This window comes from uncultured Roseobacter sp., assembly GCF_947492555.1.
GTDB lineage: Bacteria > Pseudomonadota > Alphaproteobacteria > Rhodobacterales > Rhodobacteraceae > Roseobacter.
Genome location: NZ_CANLNE010000003.1, coordinates 780,239 through 801,628 on the forward strand (window position 1 = coordinate 780,239; position 21,390 = coordinate 801,628).

Consider the following 21,390-nt stretch of genomic DNA (forward strand, 5'->3'; position numbering starts at 1 on the left):
GATTATTGCCCCCTTGGCTCTAACGAAATCTGACCGCTTGCATTCATCGGTCTATAGGTTGTTGGCCCATCGGTTTCAAAGCCTGTTGCCTGCGGATCCGCAATTCTCTCCGAATGACCCAGAAATAGAATTCCGTCCGGATGTAGAATTTGGTGAAAGCGGGGCCAAAGCCGATTTTGAGTTTCAACGTCGAAGTAGATGACCACGTTTCTGCAGAATATTACATCCATACTGTGCCGCATTGGCCACTCTGACAAAAGGTTGAGTTCGTTAAACCTTATAAGGCTGCGCAGCTTTTCATTGGCGCAAAAAACCGTTTCCTCCTTTTCAGTTCTCTTAACAAAGTACTTTTGCAACAATTCATTCGGGATACCGGAAGTAAGCCGATCTGGGTAGCTTGCCGCCTTGGAGAAACCGATGACTGTGGAGTCGATGTCAGTAGCCAAAATACGAATATCCATTTCGCCAATATCAGGAGCCACTTCTAATAACGACATTGCTATTGAAAATGCCTCTTGGCCGTTGGAACACCCTGCCGACCAGATTCTGACTCTGTCACCGTTGCGCAATCTCGGCAAAAAGTCTCTGGTTACACATTTTTGAAGCCTGTCGAAGTGGTGCTTTTCCCTAAAAAAGTGTGACACGTTCGTAGTGAGTGCGGAAATCATGTGCCGTCTCTCTTGACGTCCCTCATCAGAACAAACGAAAGCGCTGTAATTTTCAAAATCTGAAATATTCAGTGCACGCAATCGATGTCGGAGGCGTGATTGAATCATTGATGTTTTTTCCACCGCCAACTGCAAGCCGCTCTCGCGATAGGCAAGGTGAGCGATAGCTTCAAAGCTCTTTGCGTCGATGACAGTATCTGCAGTTTGAGTTTTCATCATGCTGCGTTGTTCTGAACGGACAATACGATGGAGCTAAGATCCAGAACGCGGATCATACGTTCATCAATCAAGGTAATAGCACTAACCACGTTTACGGAAGTGTTGGCTTGCATTTCTGGCGGAGGTTGCAAGTCGTCAGCCGTCAAGGCGATTATGTCGGAAACCGCGTCGACTAGCAGTCCTGTCATAACATCGTCATGGTTGACGACTATTATTACATTCCTGTCGGTGTGTTCTTGTGGTTTGAGACCCAGTCTTTCAGATAAATCCATAACCGGCAAAACCGTACCGCGTAAGTTTATCACACCCTTCATGTAGCTCGGGGCGTGCGGCAATGGAGTGGTTTTTGTCCATCCACGAATTTCGCGTACTGACATAATGTCTAACGAGTATTCCTGGTCGGCCAACTGAAAGGTCAACAATTCGATTGCAGTAGATGTTTCTTTGTCACTCATGCCGTCAGTCCTGTAGATGGTTGGGAGGCCGCCGTGCCGCCCGCGCCGATTGCGTTGCTGATTATGTCGGACGTGTCCAAGATCAGAGCGATCTGTCCGTCACCAAGTATGGTGGCTGCGGCGATACCTGGGGCTCGGTAGAAGCTGTCGTCCAATCCCTTAATCACCACCTGCCGCTGATCTTGGATGCTATCGATGATTAACGCTGCGCGGCTGCCATCTTCATGGGCGATAAGAAGGACGACGGAGCCTTGATAGTCTTCAATGGGATCTCGATACCCAAGCTCCTTTCCAAGATCGAACAAGGGCACAAATCCGCTTCTGACACGAACCACGTTTGCGCCTGGCCGCACCATTTCCACGTCGTCGTTGGTAAGTGTGAGAGTTTCGATTACAACATTCAGGGGCAGCACGAGCGTCTCATCAGCCACTTGCACTACCATGCCGTCAAGAACAGCCAAAGTGAGCGGCAATGAAATTGAGAAAGTTGTGCCTGCGCCGGGTGTTGACGCAATTGAGATGCGACCGCCAAGCGCTTGGATCGAAGTGCGAACCACGTCCATGCCAACACCACGCCCAGAGAGATCTGATACGACGGAGGCAGTTGAAAAACCCGGTAAAAACAATAGATTATCTATTTCTGTATCGGACAAGGACGCGTCTGCAGGTACGAGACCCTTATCTATGGCGATTTGCAGGACTTTCGGTCGGTTGATCCCGCCACCGTCATCTGAGACCTCAATCACTACTCTTCCTGAGCGATGCGCAGCTGTCAGGTTGACTTGTCCTTGTTCAGATTTGCCGGCGGCAACGCGATCTTCGGAGCTTTCAAGCCCGTGATCAACCGCGTTGCGGATCATATGCGTCAACGGATCGGCCAGTCTTTCGATCACGGTCTTGTCGACTTCCGTACTCTCACCTTCGGTATTCAGGCGCACATCTTTCCCAACGGCGGATGATGCTTCGCGGACAATCCGTGACATGCGTTGGAATAGCGATTTCACCGGTTGCGCCCGGATCATCATGACGCTGTCCTGAATGTCTCGGGTCAGGCGTTGGAATTCCTCTAGCCCATTCATCGCATCTGAATGCGGCGAGAGGCCGGAGCTTTCGAGACTTTGAGACAGCATTGCCTGATTGATGACAAGTTCGCCAACCAAGTTTACCAGCCGTTCAATGCGGTCCAGATCCACACGCACAACGGACTTGGCGGCGGCGGCTTGAGATGGCGCCTTGGGTGGTGAAGCCTTTGGCTTGGCAGCACCATCAGGTTGTGAGGCCACCTCAGGTTCGGGTTGTACATCTTTGACAGGTTCATCGACTGGGGCAAGCGGTGGAATTTCCAGTGCGGCGTCGACGTCCTTCGGCTGATCTTCGGCCTCTGCCTCGGTCACTGATTGGTCGGGCACATCAGGTTCTTGAGCATTACCTGAAGCATCGTTTTTCTCGATACTGAGCGTGCACAAGCCTTCGACAAACTCAAAGGCCGCCGAAATCTCTGCTTCATCCACGTCGGTCTTCAACTCGATCGTCCAGGACAAGTAGGATTGCTCTGGCACAAGCGTGTCGAAATCGGGCAGCTCATCCAGGTGACAGGTAACGCTACACTCGCCTAGCTCATCCAGCGTACGCAGCATGTGAAAGGGTTCATTGCCGGTTTCAAACAGATCGTTGTCCGGTTTGAAGCGAATGGTGAAACCCACGTCAGAAGGGGTAGGCAGATCGTCCAACGGGGGAAGGTCCGGCACATCAGGGCTGCCGTCTTCCTCGTCGCCCAGGTCAAGGTCAAAGGACAGCGCTGCAGGCTGGAAATCGATCTCTTCCTCTTCCACTTCTTCCTCTGCCGCGCCGGTTTCGCCTAGAAGACCGTCAAGAGAGGCCAGAAGCTTCGCCGTTTCATCTTTGGGCAGATCACCGTCGTCCCGGCTGATCCGCACCAGGTCCGAAAGGTGATCCGCACATTGGAAGAATATTTTGCGGGCGTCGCTCTCGGGCGACATTCTGCCCGCGCGTACCTCGTCCAGGACCGTTTCGAAACGGTGGGCAAATCGCACAAGCGCTTCCAACCCGAAAGCACCGGCGCCCCCTTTGATGGAATGAACCGCACGAAAGACGACGTTGATCGTCTCGGGGTCTTCATCTCCGTCATCCAGCGCCTGCAGCCCATCCTGCAGCGCCTCCAGAAGCTCCTCGCACTCGATGAAGAACGAGGCGCGGATTTCTGCCATGGGATCATTGGACTCTGACATCGGACCCCCTTACCCCGCAACCATCTGCAAAGCCTTGATAAGCTTTGAGGGATCGAATGGTTTCACAATCCAGCCGGTGGCCCCGGCGTCGCGCGCGCGCGCTTTCAACTCAGGCGCCGCTTCTGTCGTGAGAACCAGAATAGGCGTGGCGCGATGTTTGTCCTGACCGCGCACCGCGTCGATAAATCCGAACCCGTCCATACGCGGCATGTTGATGTCCGTAATGATCGCGTCGGGCTCGATACCATCAAGAACCTCAATCCCGTGCACGCCATCATCGGCGGTATGCACGTTGAAACCAGCAGGCAGCAGAGCGAGACGGATCATGTCACGCATGGTGCGGCTGTCGTCCACGGCCAGAATTTCCAATGTCATGTGCGTCCCCTCGCAACAGCTTCCGGTGTCATGCCCATGACCCGCAGCTGATCAATCACCCGGTCGGAGACATTGATCAGGGAGACCGAACGGCCGGCCTCAACAGCGCTCGTCGCGGCAGACAGAATAACTTGCAGGCAAAGCGCGCCGAGGTGTTTTACATCCGACATGTCCAGAACGAGTTCTCCGTCGGACTGCTCTTTCAAGGTGGTTGCCAGTGCGGACGCTGCGGGCAGGTCGAGCCGGGGAGCGAGTTGGATAGGGGCACTCATCGCGCTCTCCTCAAATTGCAAGATCTTTGCAGGTGCATCGCTCTCTCCACATCGGCTTTGTACATGAGTGAAGCGGTTGTAGAGCGCAGTCCGTTAAGACGGAGTTACCCGCTAAAAACTTTTGAGGACCAAACGCCAACACAGAGTTTCCGGAGCGGAAAATGAGAAACCCCGACACTCGTGGCCGGGGTTTTCATACATGTACTTTGGTGGAGCGGTTCAGGCGCGGCGTCGGCGCCCTCCGCTGCGACCGGCACGTCCGCGCCCTTCCTGTCCGGGTTTCGGCGCTTCCTTGTTGAACGCGATCCAGGCCCCCCCGTGCGGGTCATTATTGGTCAGGAAATTCGCGGCTCGAATCGCTTCCATTTCCTTGCCGGGGCGCGGTTTGGTCGATCCAAGGCCGGTGAGCTGGCAAAAGAGTTCCAGATCCATATCGTCCGGAAACACGACGCCCGCAGCAGCGAGTTCCAGTTTTTTGGCCTCGATCTTGGCGGCGGGCACGGGCAGGGCGACCGGATTCATGATCGCCGATGTCATCCCGGCCCCCATTGCCATCGGCAGAAAGGCGTTGTTGATGCCATGCCGGTTGGGCAGACCAAAGGAGATGTTGGACGCACCGCAGGTGGTGTTCACCCCAAGCTCCTCACGCAGACGCCGCACGAGGGTAAAGACCTGATGACCGGCGGTGGCCATTGCGCCAATCGGCATGACCAGCGGGTCGACGACAATATCATGCGCGGGGATACCGAAATCAGCAGCCCGCTCGACGATTTTCTTGGCGACGGCAAAGCGCACGTCGGGGTCTTCGGAGATACCGGTGTCATCGTTGGAAATGGCCACCACCGGCACGTCGTACTTCTTGACCAGCGGCAGCACGATTTCCAGCCGCTCTTCTTCCCCGGTTACGGAATTCAGCAGGGGGCGCCCTTCGCAAGCCTCAAGGCCGGATTCCAAGGCACCGGGCACCGAGCTGTCGATGCACAGCGGCACATCGACAATGGCCTGCACCCGCTCCACCAACTCCTTCATCAGCGGCGGCTCGACAAAATTGTTGTCGGCATAACGGGCATCTTCGGCCATCTTGTTGGTGAAAACGGCCCCTGAATTTATGTCCAGAATGTTCGCGCCTGCGGCCACCTGAGCAATCGCATCCGCCTCGACCATGGTGAAATCACCCGCCTCCAGCTCCATCGCCAGCTTCTTTCGGCCCGTTGGGTTGATCCGTTCGCCAATGACGCAGAAGGGCTGATCAAAGCCGATGATCGCGGTCTTGGTCTTGGATTCGACAATTGTACGGGTCATTCAGATGTCCTTGGATCAGGCGTTTGCAGGGGCAGTGGCGGCACCACCATTGGCGATGGCCCAGGTAGCATTGGTCTTGATGCCGCCCAATGGGAAAAAGTGCACGTTGGTGATGTTGAAGTCGGGGTTGGCTGCCTTGTGGGCTGCCAGTTCGGCCACAACATCGGTGGGCTCATAGGGCAGCAACAGCTTGGTGACATCCATCGCGCGTTTCTGCAGCACCTTCAGCGAGGGGCCAACACCGCAGGCAATGGCGAATTTGATCAGGGTCTGCAGCTTGGCGGGTCCCGCAATGCCGATATGCACGGGCAGGGTGATGCCCTGCGCCGCCAGATCGTCGGCCCACTTGATGATCGGCTTCGCGTCAAAGGCAAACTGCGTGGCCAGCGCCATCTGCGCGTCCGTGCGGCTCTGAAAGTCGTTCTTCCAGTGCAGCGCAGCGGTCACATTGGTCATGGAGCCATCCGCATCAATGTCGCGGTTGCCCTCCGGGTGTCCCGCCACATGCAGCCGCTTGAAACCGGCTTCATCGAAAAGTCCGGTCTCCATCAACTGCATCGAACTGTCGAAATCCCCGTGCGGCGTGGCCACACCGCCGGCGAGCAGGAGCGCCTGATCGACGTCCGCTTCGCCCTGATAGCGCGCGATCCAGTCAGCCAGCGTCGCCTTGTCCTTGATGATCCGTGCCGGAAAATGCGGCATCACTGGGTAGCCGTCTGCGTTCAGCCGCTTGGCCGTGGCGATCATGTCCTCGATGGGCGTGCCTTCGATATGAGCGATGTAAACGCGGGTGCCCTCGGGCAGCAGGTCGCGGAAGTTCTCGACCTTCTCTGCCGTGCGCGGCATCACCTCGATGGAGTAATCCTGCAAAAACGCCTCGACCTCCGGGCTGGCGGGGGTCTGCGGGGCCGTGTCTTTCTTCTTGAAGTTCAGCAGAGCCATCAGGCGATCCTTTCGGGTCAGAAGTCGGTCGAAAAATCGGGGCAGGGGTCAGGCCCAGCCATCATTGTTGATCAGGGCCTTGATCCGGTCACGGTCATATTCCGCATCCAGACGGGCGGCTTCGGCGTCGGCAACGGCATCGGGGTCGCCCTCAACGGGAAAGGGGGCGGCCTTGCGCCACTCTGCCAGATAGGCATCGGTGTCCTCCGCGCCAACCTTCATGGCCGCCCGGTCAATCGCCTGCTCAAACCGCTCAGGCAATTGCCGCTTGGAGCCACGACGGCCTTTGCCTACGATCACCTGGGCCGGAATATCGCGCCAATAAACAATCGTGACGTCAGGCATGGGCTGATTCCCCTTCACTCTCTTCTCGCCTGTCTATCGGCAGAAAAGCCAATTTCGAGGCCGATTTTCGACAGAACAACATCTGTCCGCGACGCGTAAGGTCTATCGCAAACGCGCCTCTTTCGCGAGAGGCGCGCGCCGCCATAATCCTCATGAAGACTGTGAGGTCCGCTGTATATACTGCGGGCCCTGTGAAAACGGCCCAGTGGCCAGCGGCGCATACGGACGCTTGCGCCAGCGGTCGGCAGCGACTACTCTTAACCCAACTCGAAATGAAAGGCGCGAAAGATGGCGCCACAGCGTCCCAAAGGTGCGGGCGCGCTCGAAAAAAAGACGGCTCTGAGCCCCGCGCCAGTTCCGCCCCGATCCGGTGAGCTTTATGCCGCGCTCGATCTGGGCACCAACAGCTGCCGCATGTTGATCGCCCAACCTCAGGGCACTGGTTTTCATGTGGTCGACAGCTTCTCGAAATCCGTGCAACTGGGTGCGGGGCTTGAGAAAACCGGGCGCTTGTCGCGCGGGTCCATGACGCGCACCGTTCAGGCTTTGCGCATTTGCCAACAGAAACTGCGCCGTAATAAAGTGCGCCGCATGCGGCTGGTGGCCACCGAGGCCTGCAGGCGTGCCCTGAACGCAGATGATTTTATCCGCCGCGTGCACCGCGAAACCGGTCTGAAGCTCGACATTATCAAGCCACAGGAAGAGGCGCAGCTGGCGGTGATTTCCTGCGCGCCGCTGGTCAGCCGCAACACCGAAAATCTGCTGGTGGTCGATATCGGGGGCGGGTCCACGGAACTGGTGTGGATCGATCTGACAGAGGTGCCGCGCGGGGACCGGCCCCAGGCCATCATGCGCCTGCACAGCGGGTTCCAGCAGGCGGTCTCCGACCTGCCCGCGGCGCGGGTGGTCGACTGGATTTCCGTGCCTCTGGGCGTGGCCACCCTGCGTGACCAGTTCAATGATGTCGAAGACGACGCGGCCCGCTTTGCCCTGATGAGCTGGTTTTTCGAGGAAAACCTCGCTGATTTCACGCCCTATCACGACACCCAGCCCACGGAAAAATTCCAGATCGTCGGGACCTCGGGCACGGTTACGACCGTTGCCGCCAGCCACTTGGGTCTCAAGCGCTATGACCGCACCAAGGTGGACGGCCTGCACATGACCACCGAGCAGATTGACCGTGTCATCCGCTCTTATTTGGCGCTGGGGCCTGCGGGGCGGCGGGCCGATCCGCGCATCGGGCAGGACCGGCAGGCGCTGATCATGTCGGGCTCGGCCATCCTGCAGGCCTTGATGCGCTGCTGGCCCACGGACAGGCTGTCGGTGGCTGATCGCGGTTTGCGCGAGGGTTTACTCTATGCGCAAATGAGCGCAGACGGCGTGTTGGAAGACGGAGAATTCTGATGGCCAAGACCCCAAGCGGCAAGAACACCTCGGGACGCGGGCAACGCGAGCTGAAGGTGAAGGTGAAATCCGCCCGCGGCCGCAAGCTCAGCTCCACCCGCTGGCTGCAGCGCCAGTTGAACGATCCTTACGTCAAACGCGCAAAAGCCGAAGGCTACCGGGGCAGGGCGGCCTTCAAGATCATGGAGCTGGACGACAAGTACCGCTTTCTCGTGCCGGGCGCGCGGGTGGTCGATCTGGGGGCGGCACCGGGCGGCTGGTGTCAGGTCGCCGTCAAACGCGTGAACGCTCTGGGCGAGAAATCCGGCAAGGCGGTCGGCACGATCCTCGGGATCGACCTGCAGGAGATGGAACCGATTGCCGGGTGCGACCTCTACCAGCTCGATTTCATGGAGGATGATGCCGATCTCAAGGTCAAGGACTGGCTGGGCGGTAAGGCCGATGTGGTGATGTCCGACATGGCCGCCAGTAGTTCAGGTCACAAGCAGACCGATCACCTGCGCATCATCGCGCTGTGCGAAGCTGCGGCCTACTTTGCCTTCGACGTGCTGGATGAGGGCGGCACCTTCGTGGCCAAGGTGCTGGCAGGCGGGGCGGAGGGCGAATTGCAAAAGCTGCTCAAGCAGCGATTCTCCAAGGTCGCGAACATCAAACCACCGGCCTCGCGCTCGGACAGTTCCGAAAAATTCGTTGTGGCGACAGGGTTTCGGGCCGAAGCCTAAAAGCTTTACCGATCCTTAAAGGAGTTCTGGATAGCTTGGGATCAGTACAAGCGCTCTTTGGCGCGCCGATCTCAACAAAGGACCCCTCCGATGATCCGCACTCTTGCTTTCTCTCTTCCCATGATCGTGGCCGCTGGCATCGCCGGCGCGGTGGATGCACCGCCCGCCATGAAATCATTTGTCGAAACCGAAGTGATGAGTTGGGCGCAGTCCGCGCAGGTGGTCAATGCCATCACGTCGCAAAACACTCAAACTGCCGGGTCCAGCGCAACGCAAATCGAAGAATGGGATACCCAGTGGCGTGCCGAGGTTGGCCAGGACACCCAGCCGCTGATCAGCGACGTCATGGGGCGCCCGCTGTCCGCTTTCCTGGCGGAACAGGTCGCTGCCTCCGGCGGGCGGATCACCGAGATTTTCGTGATGGATGCGCTGGGGCTCAACGTCGCGGCAAGCGATGTTACCTCCGACTACTGGCAGGGCGATGAAGACAAGTTCTCAAAAAGCTACGGAGCCGGAGCCGGGGCCGTTTTTGTCGACGAGGTGGAATTCGATGAGAGTTCCCAGACCTACCAGGGTCAGGTCTCCATGTCGCTGACAGACCCAGCGACGGGTGAGGTAATTGGCGCCATGACCGTTGGCCTGAACGCCGAAGCCTTCTTTTAAAATTCAGTGCAGGTGCGTTTCCGAACGCGCCTGCAACGATCGTGCGGCGGCACGCTGCATTTGAACCGCTTCATTCGCACTGATGCGTCGAATGGTATGGCCCTGAACCCGGGCCACTGTTGTGTCCGCCTGGTTCTTCTGCCGGATCAACTCAAAGAGCCGTGCGTGGCGCGTATCCATCTTTTCTTGCAAATCTGACATGTGATGGCCCCATCATTGTTCCTGCTCCATGGTCTGACCATCGAACTCGGGCGTGGGTGGGGCAGAAGTGAGGAGATTCGCAGATTTGAGGAAATATTTTGTGTAATCCGAAGCCATCCGCCCGGACCGGCCGGTTTTCTCAACCACAGGGTGCAGCAGGTCGGTAATCTGGGCTCATGCGTTACGAAGTCGGTTCGCGAATTGAATTTCCTGCGCTAGAGTGCGGGTATTCAATTCGACGTGGCCCAGCAGGAGCCGACGTCTCGCATGGGGGTGCGAACCATCGAACGGACTCTCTTTCAATTTATTTGGAAGTACTCGAAGCGCGACCAGATAAAACTTCTGTTGTTCACCAGCACGTTGTTCCCATTCCTCTATCTGACGCTGGAACTACCCAAGCGCATCATCAACGATGCCATCGGCGCGCAATCCTCGTCGGTCACGGTGTTGGGTGTCGAATTCACCCAACTGGGGTTCCTGGCGCTGCTTTGTGCTGCTTTTCTCCTTTCCGTGTTGCTGCACGGCCTGTTGAAAATGAGAATCAACACTATGAAGGGCATCCTCTCCGAACGGATGCTGCGCCGACTGCGCTACAGCCTGATTTCCCGCATGCTGCGCTTTCCCAAGACCTACTTCCGGCGGACGTCCCAGGGCGAACTGGTGGCCATGATCACCGGCGAGACGGAGCCCATGGGCGGCATGATGGGGGATGCGTTGACGCAACCGGTGCTGCAGGCCGGTCAGATGATCACCATCCTTGTGTTTCTCTTTCTGCAAAGTGTCTGGTTCGGTCTGGCCGCCGTGGCGCTGATCCCGCTGCAAGCCTGGCTGATCCCGAAGCTGCAGCGCCGGATCAACCTGATGAACAAGGAGCGGATCAAGGAAGTGCGCCAGCTGGCCGCCATGATCGGTGAGAGCGCCGCTGGGGCAGGAGAGCTGCGCATCCACGGCGGCTGGCGCCACCGTCTGTCGGCGATCAGCCATCGTTTGGGCATTGTCTTCAACATTCGGTTCCAGATCTACCAGAAGAAATTCTTCATGAAGTTTATCAACAACTTCATCACTCAGCTGACGCCCTTCTTCTTCTTCTCCGTTGGCGGATACCTGGTCATTCAAGGCGCGGTGTCACTGGGAGCACTGGTCGCGGCGCTGGCCGCGTACAAGGACCTCAGTTCGCCCTGGAAGGAACTGCTGACCTTTTATAATCAGGCGCAGGACATGAGCCTGCGCTGGGAGACGGTGACCGAGAAATTCTCGCCCTCCGGTGTGATTGACGAGGTGCTGATGACCGGCAGGCCGGAGGTGCTGCCCCACCTTGATGGTGCGATTGAATTGAAAGATGTCACGGTCACGGATGCCGATGGCAACGCTGTGCTGGAGAATATCACGGCCCGATTTGCATCTGGATCGATGGTGGCCGTCACGGCGCCCAGTGTCGAGGACCGTCAGGCGTTGTCTGATCTTTTGACGCGAGAGGTCATGCCTGCCAGCGGAACGATCACCGTAGGCGACACAGCGCTCAAGAACCTGCACCAATCCGTCATCGCCGCCCGCATCGGCCATGCCAGCGCGCGCCCTGTGCTTTTTCGCGGATCGCTGGAAGACAACGTGATGATGTCCCTGAGGTCGCGGCCGACCGGCACCCTTCCACAAGATGCCCAGCACGCGGCGCAGGAAGCCGCCGCCGCCGGCAACAGCAGCGATCCGCTGAATGCCGAATGGCTGGATCCGGACCTCGCCGGGCTCGAGCAAACAAGTGAGTTACGGGGGTGGTGGCAGTCGCTGCTGGAAGCGATGGGATCGGAAGAGACGCTCTATCTGCGCGCACTGGACCAAAAGCTCGACAGCGATGAAAAGATCAATCTGGTTGCCGGATTGGTGGAGGTGCGACCAAGGGTGTGGGAGGCTGTTGTTGCCGCAGGCCTTGACCGACATGTGTACCGCTTTGACCCTGAGCGGTACAATCCGGCGCTGCCCGTCACCAGCAATCTCTTCTTCGCGACAATGCGTCGGCCGCTGAGCCAGCAGGAACTGGCCGCGCAGACCGATCTCTTTGACCTGATGCGTAAACTCGGCCTCGAGGAGGGACTTCTCGATCTGTCCCGTGATGTGATCGATCTGTTGAACCAGATTTTCGGCACCGATGGCACCGAACATCCGCTGTTCCGCAAATTAGGTCTGGATCCGGAACTGTTCGAGCGCTCGGTGCAACTGCTGAGGGCACGCGGGCAGGGGGACGCGCAGACCTGGAGCGATGCCGACAAGGTTCTGCTGATGACGGTACCTGCGCAGATTTCAGCGGAGCAGATTGGCCCCGCGTTTTCCGATACGATGCAGGAGCGTATTCTGGAACTGCGAAAAGCCAACGGTCTGAAGGTTCAGGATGAGCTGCGGGCGCTTTACGTGCCTCTGCGCCCGGACCGGATCGCACCGGGGCTGACGGTTTTGGAAAACGCGCTTTACGGCAAGATTGCCGACACCGCGGGGGGACGCGCGGATGAGTTGCGCAAAATTGTCTCGGAGGTGCTTGACACGGCAGAGCTCCGGTCGAGCGTGACGGAATTGATTTACGATCTGCCCCTGGCCCTTGGCGGGGCCGATCTTCCAGCGGCCTTTGTCGAGCCGCTATCCATCAGCAGGGCGGCGGTTAAACGGCCGGATATTCTCATTCTGGACAATGTCTTACGGGGAACGGAAGCGCTGGAACGCGCCGCGGCGGCCCGGAACCTGAGGCGGCTTTTACCTGACGCCACCCTTATCCATCTTGGCGAAGCTTTCGAAGATATCGATGATTTTGACGATCACATCGAAATCCGCCAGGGGCGCATGGTGTCCGAAGAACAGACCGGAGTAGTTGCGGACGACAGCGCTGCAAGCGCAGACCTGTTGCGCAAGCTGCGGGCGCTGGAAACGACGCCGATGTTCTCTGCCCTGAACCGAAAGCAGCTCAGGCTGCTGGCCTTCGGGGCGCGTTGGTTTTCTGCCTCAGTGGGCGATATCATTTTTCACAAGAATGATATGCCAACCGATGGCGCTTACATGATCCTGTCGGGCGAAGCGCAGCTTTTTCATCCCGGGGAGGGACGCGGCGAAACCCAAGTGGCGATGGTGGGACCCGGTTCGCTTGTCGGAGAGCTTGGCGTAATCCGCAATGAGCCGCGGGCCTTGACCATGCGCGCCAGGACAGAGGTCGAGGCATTACGGCTGGGTGCTGAGGAGTTCCTGGCCGTCGTTCAGAACGATGCGGCCACGTCTTTCAAGCTTTTGCAGGTCGTTGCGGGATATACATCGCAACGATCAGGTTGAGTGCCCGGACGGCCATCCGCCTGAGAATTTGCACGTTTGACGGAATGACGCTGAACCCGACCGGACATTGCAAATTTGAAAAAAAATCCTTCGAAATATTGTGCTTTGTCGCGGTTTCATTTCCGGGTCGTTAACGAAATCAAATCGCTGGGAAGACTAAGATTGCGCTTGGGGTAACGCGCCCAAAAACCCAGGAGGTCCTCATGTTCAGAAACGTGCTGAAAATACTGACGTGTGTGGTCGTGCTGGGCGTCGCACCATCCGCTTGGGCCGACAGGTTGAGCCTCTACATTGATGCAGATTTTTCAATCTCCCGCCGGGCGGCAGAGGCGATTGATCTTGGTGTTCATACCGCATTGGCGGAGGTCGGATATCAGGTGTCGGGTATCCAGCTTGACGTTGTCCGCAAGGATCATCGGGCCAATTCGAAACGTACATTGGCCAACCTGCGCGCATTCCGGAAGGATCCACAGGCAATTGCCATCGTTGGTGGCTCGCTGTCACCACCCTATCTGACGAACAAACAGTATATCAATGAGAACGGTATTCTGCTGCTTTTGCCCTGGTCTGCGGCCGGTCCGATCACGCGCGCCGATGCTGGGGACGAAAACTGGATTTTTCGATTATCCGTCGATGACACAAAGGCAGGCCCGTTCTTGGTCAGTCGCGCGGTGAACAATGCACAGTGTCGCCGCACAGCACTCTTGCTGATTGATACCGGATGGGGCCGCGCCAACAGCAGCACCATGCAGGAGGCGTTCAGTGACGCAGGGCAGGATGCAGCGCCGGTGTTCATGTTTTCGGCAGGCCTTGGCACTGCCAGCGCACGCTCCGTTGCGGCGTCAATGGCAACCACGCGCCCGGATTGTGTGATCATGCTTGCCAGTGCTGACACTGGTGCGCTGCTTGTGAATGCATTGCACGAGGTTCTGCCTGACGTGAAGATCATTAGTCATTGGGGTATCCTTGCTGGTGAATTCGAGAAACAAGTCTCACCCGCCGTGCGCATGGGCATGCACATGGAGGTCCTGCAAACCTGTGGTCTGGAAGTTCAGCAAAGAGGCGGCGCCGTCCTTGCGCGCGCTCTGGATGGGGCGAGCCAGCGTGGCACACAGTTTGACAGTTTATCAGACGTTCCGTCCTCTACCGGGTTTGTGCATGGATACGACCTGACGAAGCTGTTCCTCGCCGCCCTTGAGCAGGCGGTGAATACGGTCGAATGGGGCGATGCGCCGATTGCGGCGCGACGCGATATGGTGCGGCTGGCGTTGGAAAACCTGCCCGGGCCAATCGAGGGAATTCTAAAGTCCTACGAGAGGCCATTCCGCGCGTACTCCATGACCAATCCGGATGCGCATGAGGCTCTTGGTATGCCTGATTTGTGTATGGTGGCATTTTCCCAAGCAAGCGGTCTTGTTCTGGCTGACTCAGTGCAGCGGGACCGCTGAATGCGCAATATTGGTTCAATAAACAGGGTTTTCTGGGTGCTGATCGGGTGCAGTTTCGCTCTCGCCCTGGCAACGTCAGCCGCTGCTGTTTGGATCACTTCGAAACCGTTTCTTTTGGAAACACAGCGCCAAGCCATCGTCAGCCAGGCTCAGCGGGAAGCGGCGCGCGTGGATGCGATCCTTGATCCAAGTGAATCGCTGACCGGGTTTTTGACCTCGGAACCTGCATTGTTGTCCTATGTTCTGGGATACGTCATGACCGATGATGGGTTTGTCGACCGTATTGAAAACACCGTCTTGCCGGCTGATATTTCGGAGTTCTTGATCTTTGATTTCTCCGGTGACCCAATGAGCTTTCACATCGTGGGCACTCAGAGCCAATCGCTGGACATGATGCAGGTTGCGAGAAGCCTCAGTCTTGAAGTTCTGACAACAAACCAGATGACGACAAAGGTGGTCCAGTCCCATGTCGGCCGGATACCGGACCGGCAGACAATCCTGATTGCCGCGCCGATTTTTCACCAGGGGTTTGCCGAAGGTGTTCTGGTCACCGTGGTTGATGTCCCACTGTACAATGCGGCCAAACCGGATGACGTGATTGCACTGAACAAGCGCATCGTGCAATCCCCGGATGTGGCTCATTTGAAGGCAAGCGATGATAACGCGATCCTCGTGCCGATCGGCACCACAGGTTTGTCGCTCTTGTTTACGTCCGAAAGCAATCTTTTCAAAACCATTGGGCAGGAGCTTGTTAGCAAAGCTATTCTGGCCGTCTCCGCAGCTTTGCTGTTGCCCTTCGGTGTTTTTGGATGGCTTGGTAAGCAGACGATCCTGCGGCCACACGCGGAAGTTGAGCGATCCCGAAACAAGCTGCGTGAGCAGCAAAAGGAGCTTAGCGAACTTGCCGCCATTGCGCGCAAGGCCGAAGAAGCAATTCTGATCACTGATCTCGACACGCGGATTATCTGGCATAACCCGGCCTTTGAGCGCATATCGGGCTATAGTGCCAGCCAGATCAAGGGACAGTTGCCCAGTGAGCTCTTACAGGGCAAAAACACCGACCCCAAGGCTCGGGCCAAAATCCGTGCCGCATTGATCTCTCATACACCGGTGACGGTCGAAGTGCTCAACTACAGGAACGTGACCGAGGAATATTGGGTCAGATTGAGTATCTCGACGTTGTTTGATGACCTTGGCAAGCCCTATGGTTACATGGCAATTTCCAGCGATATTTCCGATCGCAAACGGGATGAGGCCAACCTGCTGGCAACGACATCGGCGATGGAATGGCAAGCGCTGCACGATGAGCTGACCGGCTTGCCAAACCGGAGATGTTTCAACGCGACATTTGAAGAGCATTGCCGCGGTCCGGAGCAAAAGCCCGCGCTGGCCATTATCCGGATCGACCTCGATCACTTCAAAAACGTCAACGACACCATGGGCCATGAGGCCGGTGACCTGGTTTTGTGCAAGGTTGCGCGGATACTGCGTGATGTGACGTCTGGACAGAACATCTCCGTCCGGATCGGTGGTGACGAGTTCATCATTCTGCTTGTCGATGATGGCAGTCTGCAAGCTGCATGCGATTTGGCGCATTCCATTTTGCAAAAAGTGGCACAGCCTATCGACTATGAAGGCAAGATCATTCGTGTGGGTGCCAGCTTTGGCATTGCATCTTCGGAATGCCAATTGGTGGAGCGGCGGGAGCTTGTGCGCGCAGCAGATGCGGCACTCTACCTCGCAAAGGAGAGAGGTCGCAACCAGGTGATCGCCTATGGTGCCGAAGAGCATCGCAAAGTCATCGGGGTCCGCGACACTGCAGAACAAATTCGACGCGGGATCGAGCGTGGTGAGTTCGAACCCTTCTACCAACCACAGGTGGATGCCCAGAGCCGTGAAGTCATTGGCGTCGAAGTGTTGGCGCGCTGGGTGCATCCGGATCGGGGCGTCTTGCTGCCGGGCAGTTTCCTGCGGGTAGCAGAACAGCTGTCGATGCTCAGCACACTCGACAAGATGATCATGGAAAAGGCACTGAAAGATGTCTCCACGCTGGAAGAAAAAGGCGTGTGCCTGCCGAAGATATCTTTCAACGTGACGGCAAACCGTTTGTCAGACCCTGACTTGCTCCTTGCAATAGATCAGCGCGATTTCGGTGAAACGGCTGTTTCATTCGAAATACTCGAATCCGTTTTTCTCGACGACCAGCCGGAATTCCTCGACTTCACCCTGGATTTGCTCCGCGAAAAGGGGTTGTCGATCGAGATTGACGACTTTGGATCAGGCCATGCATCAATGATCAGTCTGATGCGGGTGCGTCCGGACGTGCTCAAGATTGATCAGCGTCTCGTCATGGGGGCGCCAAATTCCCGCGTGTGCCAGAACATGGTGCGCTCGATCATCGGTATCGCCGAGTCACTGGAAATCGACGTAACGGCAGAAGGCGTCGAAACACGACAACACGCGGATATGATGCAGCGCATGGGCTGTACGACGCTCCAGGGTTTTCACTTCTCCGAAGCGCTGCCATTTGGCGAGCTACATGCGTTTTTGAAAACCCACGAGGGCGGCCTGCGCAATACCGGCTAGGCTGTGAACATCAACAGATGTCCGCCCGTGTTACCATTTAGGCAACTTGCGCCTCAAGGCGGCACATGCCGCCTTGAGGATTAGATTTAGTGTGCGAACTTCTTGATCTCACCCGACCGGAGACGTTCCGAATAGGAGCGCAGTTCTTCGCGGACAATCGACATCAGGAAATAGAGCGCGGTGATATTCACCACGGCCATTGCGAAGATCGCCGCATCGGAGAAATCGATAACCGGCCCAAGGCTGGCGGCCGCACCGATGACGATGAAGACGCAGAAGATGACCTTGAAGATCAATTCTGAGGTCTTGCCTTCGCCAAAGAGATAGGTCCAGCTCTTCAACCCATAGTACGACCAGGAAATCATCGTGGAGAACGCAAAGAGCACCACGGCGATCGCCAGCACATAGGGGAACCAGCTGATCGAAGCGCCAAAGGCCGCTGACGTCAGAGACACACCGGAGTTCCCGTCAACAGTCGCAATCGCAGAGCCGTCAAGCATGTAGAGCCCGGTGTCAGGATCAATGAGCAACTGACCGGAGATGGTGATCACCAGCGCCGTCATTGTGCAAATCACAACGGTGTCGATCAGGGGTTCCAAAAGGGAAACAAAGCCCTCGGTGATTGGCTCTTTGGTCCGAACGGCCGAGTGCGCAATTGCGGCAGACCCGACACCGGCTTCATTCGAGAACGCCGCCCGCTTGAAACCCTGGATCAGCGCGCCGACAAAACCGCCCGCAACGCCCAGCCCGGTAAAGGCCCCCGCAAAAATCTGACCGAACGCCCAGCCAATCTGGTCATAGTTGACCAGCAGGATGACCAATGCCGCCCCGACATAGAGGATACCCATGAACGGCACGACCTTCTCGGTAACATTGGCGATGGACTTGATGCCACCGACGATCACCGCAAAGACGACGCCCGCGAACACCAGCCCGGTGATCCAGCCCGGATAGTCCCCAACGATACCGGCAATCTGCGCGTGGGCCTGGTTGGCCTGGAACATGTTGCCGCCGCCAAGCGCCCCGAGGATACAAAAGACCGAGAACAGGATCGCCAATGCGCCACCGCCCGGCAACCCGCGTTCCTTGAACCCTTTGGAAATATAGTACATCGGACCACCGGAGACCGTGCCGTCCGGGTATTCGTTGCGGTACTTCACACCCAACGTACATTCCGTGAACTTCGACGCCATGCCAAGCAGGCCGGCGAGGATCATCCAGAATGTGGCACCGGGGCCGCCGATACCGACAGCAACGGCGACGCCCGCGATGTTCCCGAGGCCAACCGTCCCCGAGAGCGCAGTCGCAAGGGCCTGGAAGTGACTGACCTCACCGGCATCGTCCGGATCGGAATAGTCACCCTTTACCAACGACACCGCATGACTGAAGTAGCGCAGCTGCACGAAGGAAAAATAAATGGTGAAGACCGAAGCCGCGACAACCAACCACAAAACGATCCATGGAAAGCTCGTGCCGGGCAGGGGGGCAAAGATCAGGCTCACGAAAGGGCCGGTGAACTCCGCAAAAATGGTATTCACCCGTTCGTCCAGCGACATTGCGTCCTGTGCGTGTGCCGGCAGAGCGGCGGCAATTGCCGGTGCTGCCAACAGGGCTTTGTTCAAGATTTTCATTGTAATGTCCCCTTATCCAATGACCGTGACCGGCACGGTTGCGCTCATCACGAGGTTCGCGGTCGAGCTGCCGAAAATGCGTTTTGTGATACCGCCTTCGGAGGAGCGACACACGATGATCTGGTGGCCGCCTTCCTTTTCGCAGATGCTGTTGAGCGTATGGGCCACGTCGCCATGGCGCACGATCCCGGAGGCCGTCATGCCGTTTTTCCTCAGGCCTTCGACGGCCGGATCGACCACGCGCGTCATCGCGGTGGATATCTCCTCTTCCCGCCGCTTGTGACGCTGGGCATTTTCTTCTGCGGTCTGGAATGAGTAGGGCGACCACTCGATCACATATGCGACGAGAAGCTCGCAGTCTCCGATCCGTTTCGCCAGATCCGTGGCATAGCTGAGAGCGCGGTCGCCAGACCCCGCCCCATCCAGGCCAATCACCAGTTTGGTTGTCATTGTTTGTCCCTTTTCCCTGTTGGTCGTCTTCTTATTCGGACCATGTTCAACGCATGCGTGTGCTTCGGCAAACGATAAATTCATTCTGCATGCCGGAAGTCACTACATATCGTTCCGCTATTCTAGGCAAAAATGACGGTTAATGGTCCCTTATTGCTGGTGTTCGAAGGAAAAGTGATCATGTTTTTCTAAGTTGGAAGGAAATATGGTTGTAAACACGTGCCGCTCAGCAGGCGGATTTTAGCTTTCTCTCACGTTCCTGATCTTCTTTTGTTCGCGAACTCTTAGCGCATATGCGCCTTTAATGACCGCTGTTCAGGTCAATATGCGGTCCAATAGCTCCTCTTGGCATATCGTAAGATGACCGTGACAACTCCCCAAAAACGAGCGTTCCATTGCTCTCTGTCGCAACAGGAGGTGTTGACGGCGGCTAAGACTGTTTTCGAATGTTAGAGAGGCTTGTGGGGAAGTAAAATACAGGCCAGAGGCAGCGTCGCGCTTTGGCGTCCGTCTATCAATGCTCTGATATACATGCGGGCGGAGGGACAGGGCTTCCAGCGCAAAAGCCACCCTCTCTTTCCTTTGCATTCAATTTGCCGGTCGTATTTGACCGTGGACCCAAGCCGTTGGACTGCGGGATTTTATGCGGGTTTCGAACGAGACAGCTTTACTGCGTTTCGGCTGTCCAATTGTGCAAAGCATTTATGTAGCGAACCCGCTTGATGAAGTCATGATGTCGTTCCGTTATCGAACGCCCGAAGCATCACCGTGAATTTGACGGCGCGAAGGTGGTTAGTACTGGCTTTGGACGCCATTGGCCAAATTAGGTTAGCGGACGTGCAGATCCTCCGGAACAGTGCGCAGCTTGATGGCGAGGAGCACGGACACGAGTCCCGCCGCCGAAGCTGCAAACATCAGGATTAAGAGCGTCAGCGCCGGTTCGTCGGCTGGCAGTGCGAGCCCTGTGAGGGTCGTCAGGACGGCACCCGCCGCCACGACCAGGGCACCTGTCACACCTGCTGCGCTGCCGGCGAGGTTTGGCCGCACTGACATGGCTGACGCATTGCTGCTTGGCATGGTGATGCCGTTGCCCAGCCCGACGAAAACGGTGCTGCCAAAGAAGAAAATAGGAGACGTGATCCCGGCCAGAATCGCAACGATGCCTGCGGAGGTGCCAAAGCACGCGATGAGGCGTCCCGCTATCATCATGGTTGTTGGCCTGTATTTCGGTGCCAGGCGGCCTGCGATAAGCCCACCAAGCATGAACCCGGCGGTGATTGTGCCAATCAATACCCCCAGCTCCGCTGTTGACACGCCAAACTGTGTCTGCGCCACCAGGGGCGCGCCCGTCAGAAACATGTAGAAGGCGCCCGCAGAGAAGGCACTGCACGAGGAAAACGCCCAGAAGAGGGGTTCTTTCAGCAGGTCACGCATGCGCTCGGGATTTGCCGTGTGGGTCCCTGTGCGGATTGGTCTTGTCTCACCCAGGTCCACCCAACAGACCGCCGTGAGCACGGCACCTGCGACCATGTAGAAGTAGAAGTTTGCGCGCCATCCAAAGGCCGTGTCCAGAAGCCCACCGAGCATGGGGCCCAGCATCGGCGCGACGGCCATCGCCATGCTGATGTATCCGATCACCCCCGCAGCCGCCCGCTCGGAGGTGGTGTCCCGGACAATAGCCAAAGACAGCGCATATCCGGTGATTATCCCGCCTTGCAGCATTCGGAATGCGAGGAATATCCAGATATCCGTTGCGAGCGCGCAAAGGGCCGATGCTCCCGTGAAAACTAGGAGTGAGGCCAGAAGGACGGGCCGTCGGCCAACCCGATCGGACAGCGGCCCGACGATGAGCTGGATGACTGCGGTGACAGCGAGATAGCCTGCGACGGCAAGGCTCACCGTCGCGTAGGGCGCATCGAGATCGACAGCGATGCCTGCAAGCGACGGCAGGAACATGTTCAGCGACAAGGTCGAGACCGCTGTAAGCAGGATCAGCGTGACAAGGCGGGGAGGCGTTCGGGCTTTCATGTCGTGTTGTTTTCCGGGTCCTGGAACAAAAAAAGCCCCCGAACTTCATTCGGGGGCGCATGGTCACGGATATGGATACCGTTATCGGACCATGCACCTCTCGGATACGACGACGATGTTGTTC

Annotated in this window: 18 protein-coding genes; 6 read left to right on the forward strand and 12 right to left on the reverse strand. The window is 57.3% G+C overall.

Translation table 11 applies throughout. From position 1 onward, the window contains the following. Positions 1-2: 2 nt before the first annotated feature. From Q1A07_RS16950 to Q1A07_RS16985, 8 genes are all read right to left on the reverse strand, one after another. Complete coding sequence (locus Q1A07_RS16950) at positions 3-887, reverse strand: protein-glutamate O-methyltransferase CheR (RefSeq protein ID WP_299783208.1); 885 nt, start codon at positions 885-887, stop codon at positions 3-5. Continuing rightward, the gene (locus Q1A07_RS16955) at positions 884-1,342 is read right to left on the reverse strand and encodes a chemotaxis protein CheW (RefSeq protein WP_299783209.1); all 459 of its coding nucleotides are present in this window, start codon (positions 1,340-1,342) and stop codon (positions 884-886) included. Before Q1A07_RS16955 ends, Q1A07_RS16950 begins: the two co-directional genes overlap by 4 nt. Further along, the gene (locus tag Q1A07_RS16960; protein ID WP_299783210.1) at positions 1,339-3,570 is read right to left on the reverse strand and encodes a chemotaxis protein CheA; all 2,232 of its coding nucleotides are present in this window, start codon (positions 3,568-3,570) and stop codon (positions 1,339-1,341) included. The genes Q1A07_RS16955 and Q1A07_RS16960 overlap by 4 nt, the downstream gene beginning before the upstream one ends. Before the next feature lie 30 nt (positions 3,571-3,600). After that, positions 3,601-3,966, reverse strand: a complete 366-nt coding sequence (locus Q1A07_RS16965; protein ID WP_195822053.1) for a response regulator — start codon at positions 3,964-3,966, stop codon at positions 3,601-3,603. Further along, positions 3,963-4,238: an STAS domain-containing protein gene (locus Q1A07_RS16970; protein WP_299783211.1), complete on the reverse strand. Its 276-nt coding sequence runs from the start codon at positions 4,236-4,238 to the stop codon at positions 3,963-3,965. Before Q1A07_RS16970 ends, Q1A07_RS16965 begins: the two co-directional genes overlap by 4 nt. 219 nt (positions 4,239-4,457) lie before the next feature. Continuing rightward, a complete protein-coding gene (locus Q1A07_RS16975) occupies positions 4,458-5,540 on the reverse strand; it encodes a methyltetrahydrofolate cobalamin methyltransferase (protein WP_299783212.1) in 1,083 nt (360 codons plus the stop codon). Positions 5,541-5,555: 15 nt separating this feature from the next. After that, positions 5,556-6,482, reverse strand: a complete 927-nt coding sequence (locus Q1A07_RS16980; RefSeq protein WP_299783213.1) for a methylenetetrahydrofolate reductase — start codon at positions 6,480-6,482, stop codon at positions 5,556-5,558. A 48-nt stretch (positions 6,483-6,530) separates the two neighbouring features. Further along, complete coding sequence (locus Q1A07_RS16985) at positions 6,531-6,827, reverse strand: virulence factor (RefSeq protein WP_195822057.1); 297 nt, start codon at positions 6,825-6,827, stop codon at positions 6,531-6,533. Positions 6,828-7,115: 288 nt separating this feature from the next. On the opposite strand from Q1A07_RS16985, the gene Q1A07_RS16990 reads away from it, so the two are divergent. From Q1A07_RS16990 to Q1A07_RS17000, 3 genes are all read left to right on the forward strand, one after another. Then, positions 7,116-8,231, forward strand: coding sequence for a Ppx/GppA phosphatase family protein (locus Q1A07_RS16990; RefSeq protein WP_299783214.1), 1,116 nt, complete (start codon positions 7,116-7,118; stop codon positions 8,229-8,231). After that, complete coding sequence (locus tag Q1A07_RS16995) at positions 8,231-8,953, forward strand: RlmE family RNA methyltransferase (protein WP_299783215.1); 723 nt, start codon at positions 8,231-8,233, stop codon at positions 8,951-8,953. Before Q1A07_RS16990 ends, Q1A07_RS16995 begins: the two co-directional genes overlap by 1 nt. 90 nt (positions 8,954-9,043) lie before the next feature. After that, on the forward strand, positions 9,044-9,616 hold the full coding sequence (locus tag Q1A07_RS17000) for a hypothetical protein (protein WP_299783216.1): 573 nt from the start codon (positions 9,044-9,046) through the stop codon (positions 9,614-9,616). A gap of 3 nt (positions 9,617-9,619) precedes the next feature. Here the strand turns inward: Q1A07_RS17000 and Q1A07_RS17005 are convergent, their stop codons facing one another. Next, positions 9,620-9,796 (reverse strand): hypothetical protein, encoded by a 177-nt coding sequence (locus Q1A07_RS17005; RefSeq protein ID WP_299783217.1) that lies wholly within the window; start codon positions 9,794-9,796, stop codon positions 9,620-9,622. A 366-nt stretch (positions 9,797-10,162) separates the two neighbouring features. On the opposite strand from Q1A07_RS17005, the gene Q1A07_RS17010 reads away from it, so the two are divergent. The 3 genes from Q1A07_RS17010 (at position 10,163) to Q1A07_RS17020 (ending at position 17,157) form a co-directional block, all read left to right on the forward strand. Beyond that, positions 10,163-13,123: an ABC transporter transmembrane domain-containing protein gene (locus Q1A07_RS17010; protein WP_366944109.1), complete on the forward strand. Its 2,961-nt coding sequence runs from the start codon at positions 10,163-10,165 to the stop codon at positions 13,121-13,123. Positions 13,124-13,326: 203 nt separating this feature from the next. Further along, positions 13,327-14,571: an ABC transporter substrate-binding protein gene (locus Q1A07_RS17015; protein ID WP_299783219.1), complete on the forward strand. Its 1,245-nt coding sequence runs from the start codon at positions 13,327-13,329 to the stop codon at positions 14,569-14,571. Further along, positions 14,572-17,157, forward strand: coding sequence for an EAL domain-containing protein (locus Q1A07_RS17020; RefSeq protein WP_299783220.1), 2,586 nt, complete (start codon positions 14,572-14,574; stop codon positions 17,155-17,157). Positions 17,158-17,243: 86 nt separating this feature from the next. Here the strand turns inward: Q1A07_RS17020 and Q1A07_RS17025 are convergent, their stop codons facing one another. The 3 genes from Q1A07_RS17025 to Q1A07_RS17035 all read right to left on the reverse strand — a co-directional run bounded on the left by Q1A07_RS17025 (position 17,244) and on the right by Q1A07_RS17035 (position 21,266). Beyond that, positions 17,244-18,788 carry a sodium:alanine symporter family protein gene (locus tag Q1A07_RS17025; protein WP_299783221.1) on the reverse strand — a complete coding sequence of 515 codons (1,545 nt, stop codon included), beginning with the start codon at positions 18,786-18,788 and terminating at the stop codon, positions 17,244-17,246. Between the two features lie 12 nt (positions 18,789-18,800). Continuing rightward, entirely contained in the window at positions 18,801-19,238 is a 438-nt protein-coding gene (locus tag Q1A07_RS17030; RefSeq protein WP_299783222.1) for a universal stress protein, read from the reverse strand. 828 nt (positions 19,239-20,066) lie between these two features. Then, positions 20,067-21,266: a multidrug effflux MFS transporter gene (locus Q1A07_RS17035; protein ID WP_299783223.1), complete on the reverse strand. Its 1,200-nt coding sequence runs from the start codon at positions 21,264-21,266 to the stop codon at positions 20,067-20,069. Between the last annotated feature and the right edge of the window lie 124 nt (positions 21,267-21,390).

Bases quoted from the DNA above. Each gene is read 5' to 3' on its own strand.
- Q1A07_RS16950 (WP_299783208.1), bottom strand. From the start codon at position 887: ATGATGAAAACTCAAACTGCAGATACTGTCATCGACGCAAAGAGCTTT.
- Q1A07_RS16955 (WP_299783209.1), bottom strand. From the start codon at position 1,342: ATGAGTGACAAAGAAACATCTACTGCAATCGAATTGTTGACCTTTCAG.
- Q1A07_RS16960 (WP_299783210.1), bottom strand. From the start codon at position 3,570: ATGGCAGAAATCCGCGCCTCGTTCTTCATCGAGTGCGAGGAGCTTCTG.
- Q1A07_RS16965 (WP_195822053.1), bottom strand. From the start codon at position 3,966: ATGACATTGGAAATTCTGGCCGTGGACGACAGCCGCACCATGCGTGAC.
- Q1A07_RS16970 (WP_299783211.1), bottom strand. From the start codon at position 4,238: ATGAGTGCCCCTATCCAACTCGCTCCCCGGCTCGACCTGCCCGCAGCG.
- Q1A07_RS16975 (WP_299783212.1), bottom strand. From the start codon at position 5,540: ATGACCCGTACAATTGTCGAATCCAAGACCAAGACCGCGATCATCGGC.
- Q1A07_RS16980 (WP_299783213.1), bottom strand. From the start codon at position 6,482: ATGGCTCTGCTGAACTTCAAGAAGAAAGACACGGCCCCGCAGACCCCC.
- Q1A07_RS16985 (WP_195822057.1), bottom strand. From the start codon at position 6,827: ATGCCTGACGTCACGATTGTTTATTGGCGCGATATTCCGGCCCAGGTG.
- Q1A07_RS16990 (WP_299783214.1), top strand. From the start codon at position 7,116: ATGGCGCCACAGCGTCCCAAAGGTGCGGGCGCGCTCGAAAAAAAGACG.
- Q1A07_RS16995 (WP_299783215.1), top strand. From the start codon at position 8,231: ATGGCCAAGACCCCAAGCGGCAAGAACACCTCGGGACGCGGGCAACGC.
- Q1A07_RS17000 (WP_299783216.1), top strand. From the start codon at position 9,044: ATGATCCGCACTCTTGCTTTCTCTCTTCCCATGATCGTGGCCGCTGGC.
- Q1A07_RS17005 (WP_299783217.1), bottom strand. From the start codon at position 9,796: ATGGATACGCGCCACGCACGGCTCTTTGAGTTGATCCGGCAGAAGAAC.
- Q1A07_RS17015 (WP_299783219.1), top strand. From the start codon at position 13,327: ATGTTCAGAAACGTGCTGAAAATACTGACGTGTGTGGTCGTGCTGGGC.
- Q1A07_RS17020 (WP_299783220.1), top strand. From the start codon at position 14,572: ATGCGCAATATTGGTTCAATAAACAGGGTTTTCTGGGTGCTGATCGGG.
- Q1A07_RS17025 (WP_299783221.1), bottom strand. From the start codon at position 18,788: ATGAAAATCTTGAACAAAGCCCTGTTGGCAGCACCGGCAATTGCCGCC.
- Q1A07_RS17030 (WP_299783222.1), bottom strand. From the start codon at position 19,238: ATGACAACCAAACTGGTGATTGGCCTGGATGGGGCGGGGTCTGGCGAC.
- Q1A07_RS17035 (WP_299783223.1), bottom strand. From the start codon at position 21,266: ATGAAAGCCCGAACGCCTCCCCGCCTTGTCACGCTGATCCTGCTTACA.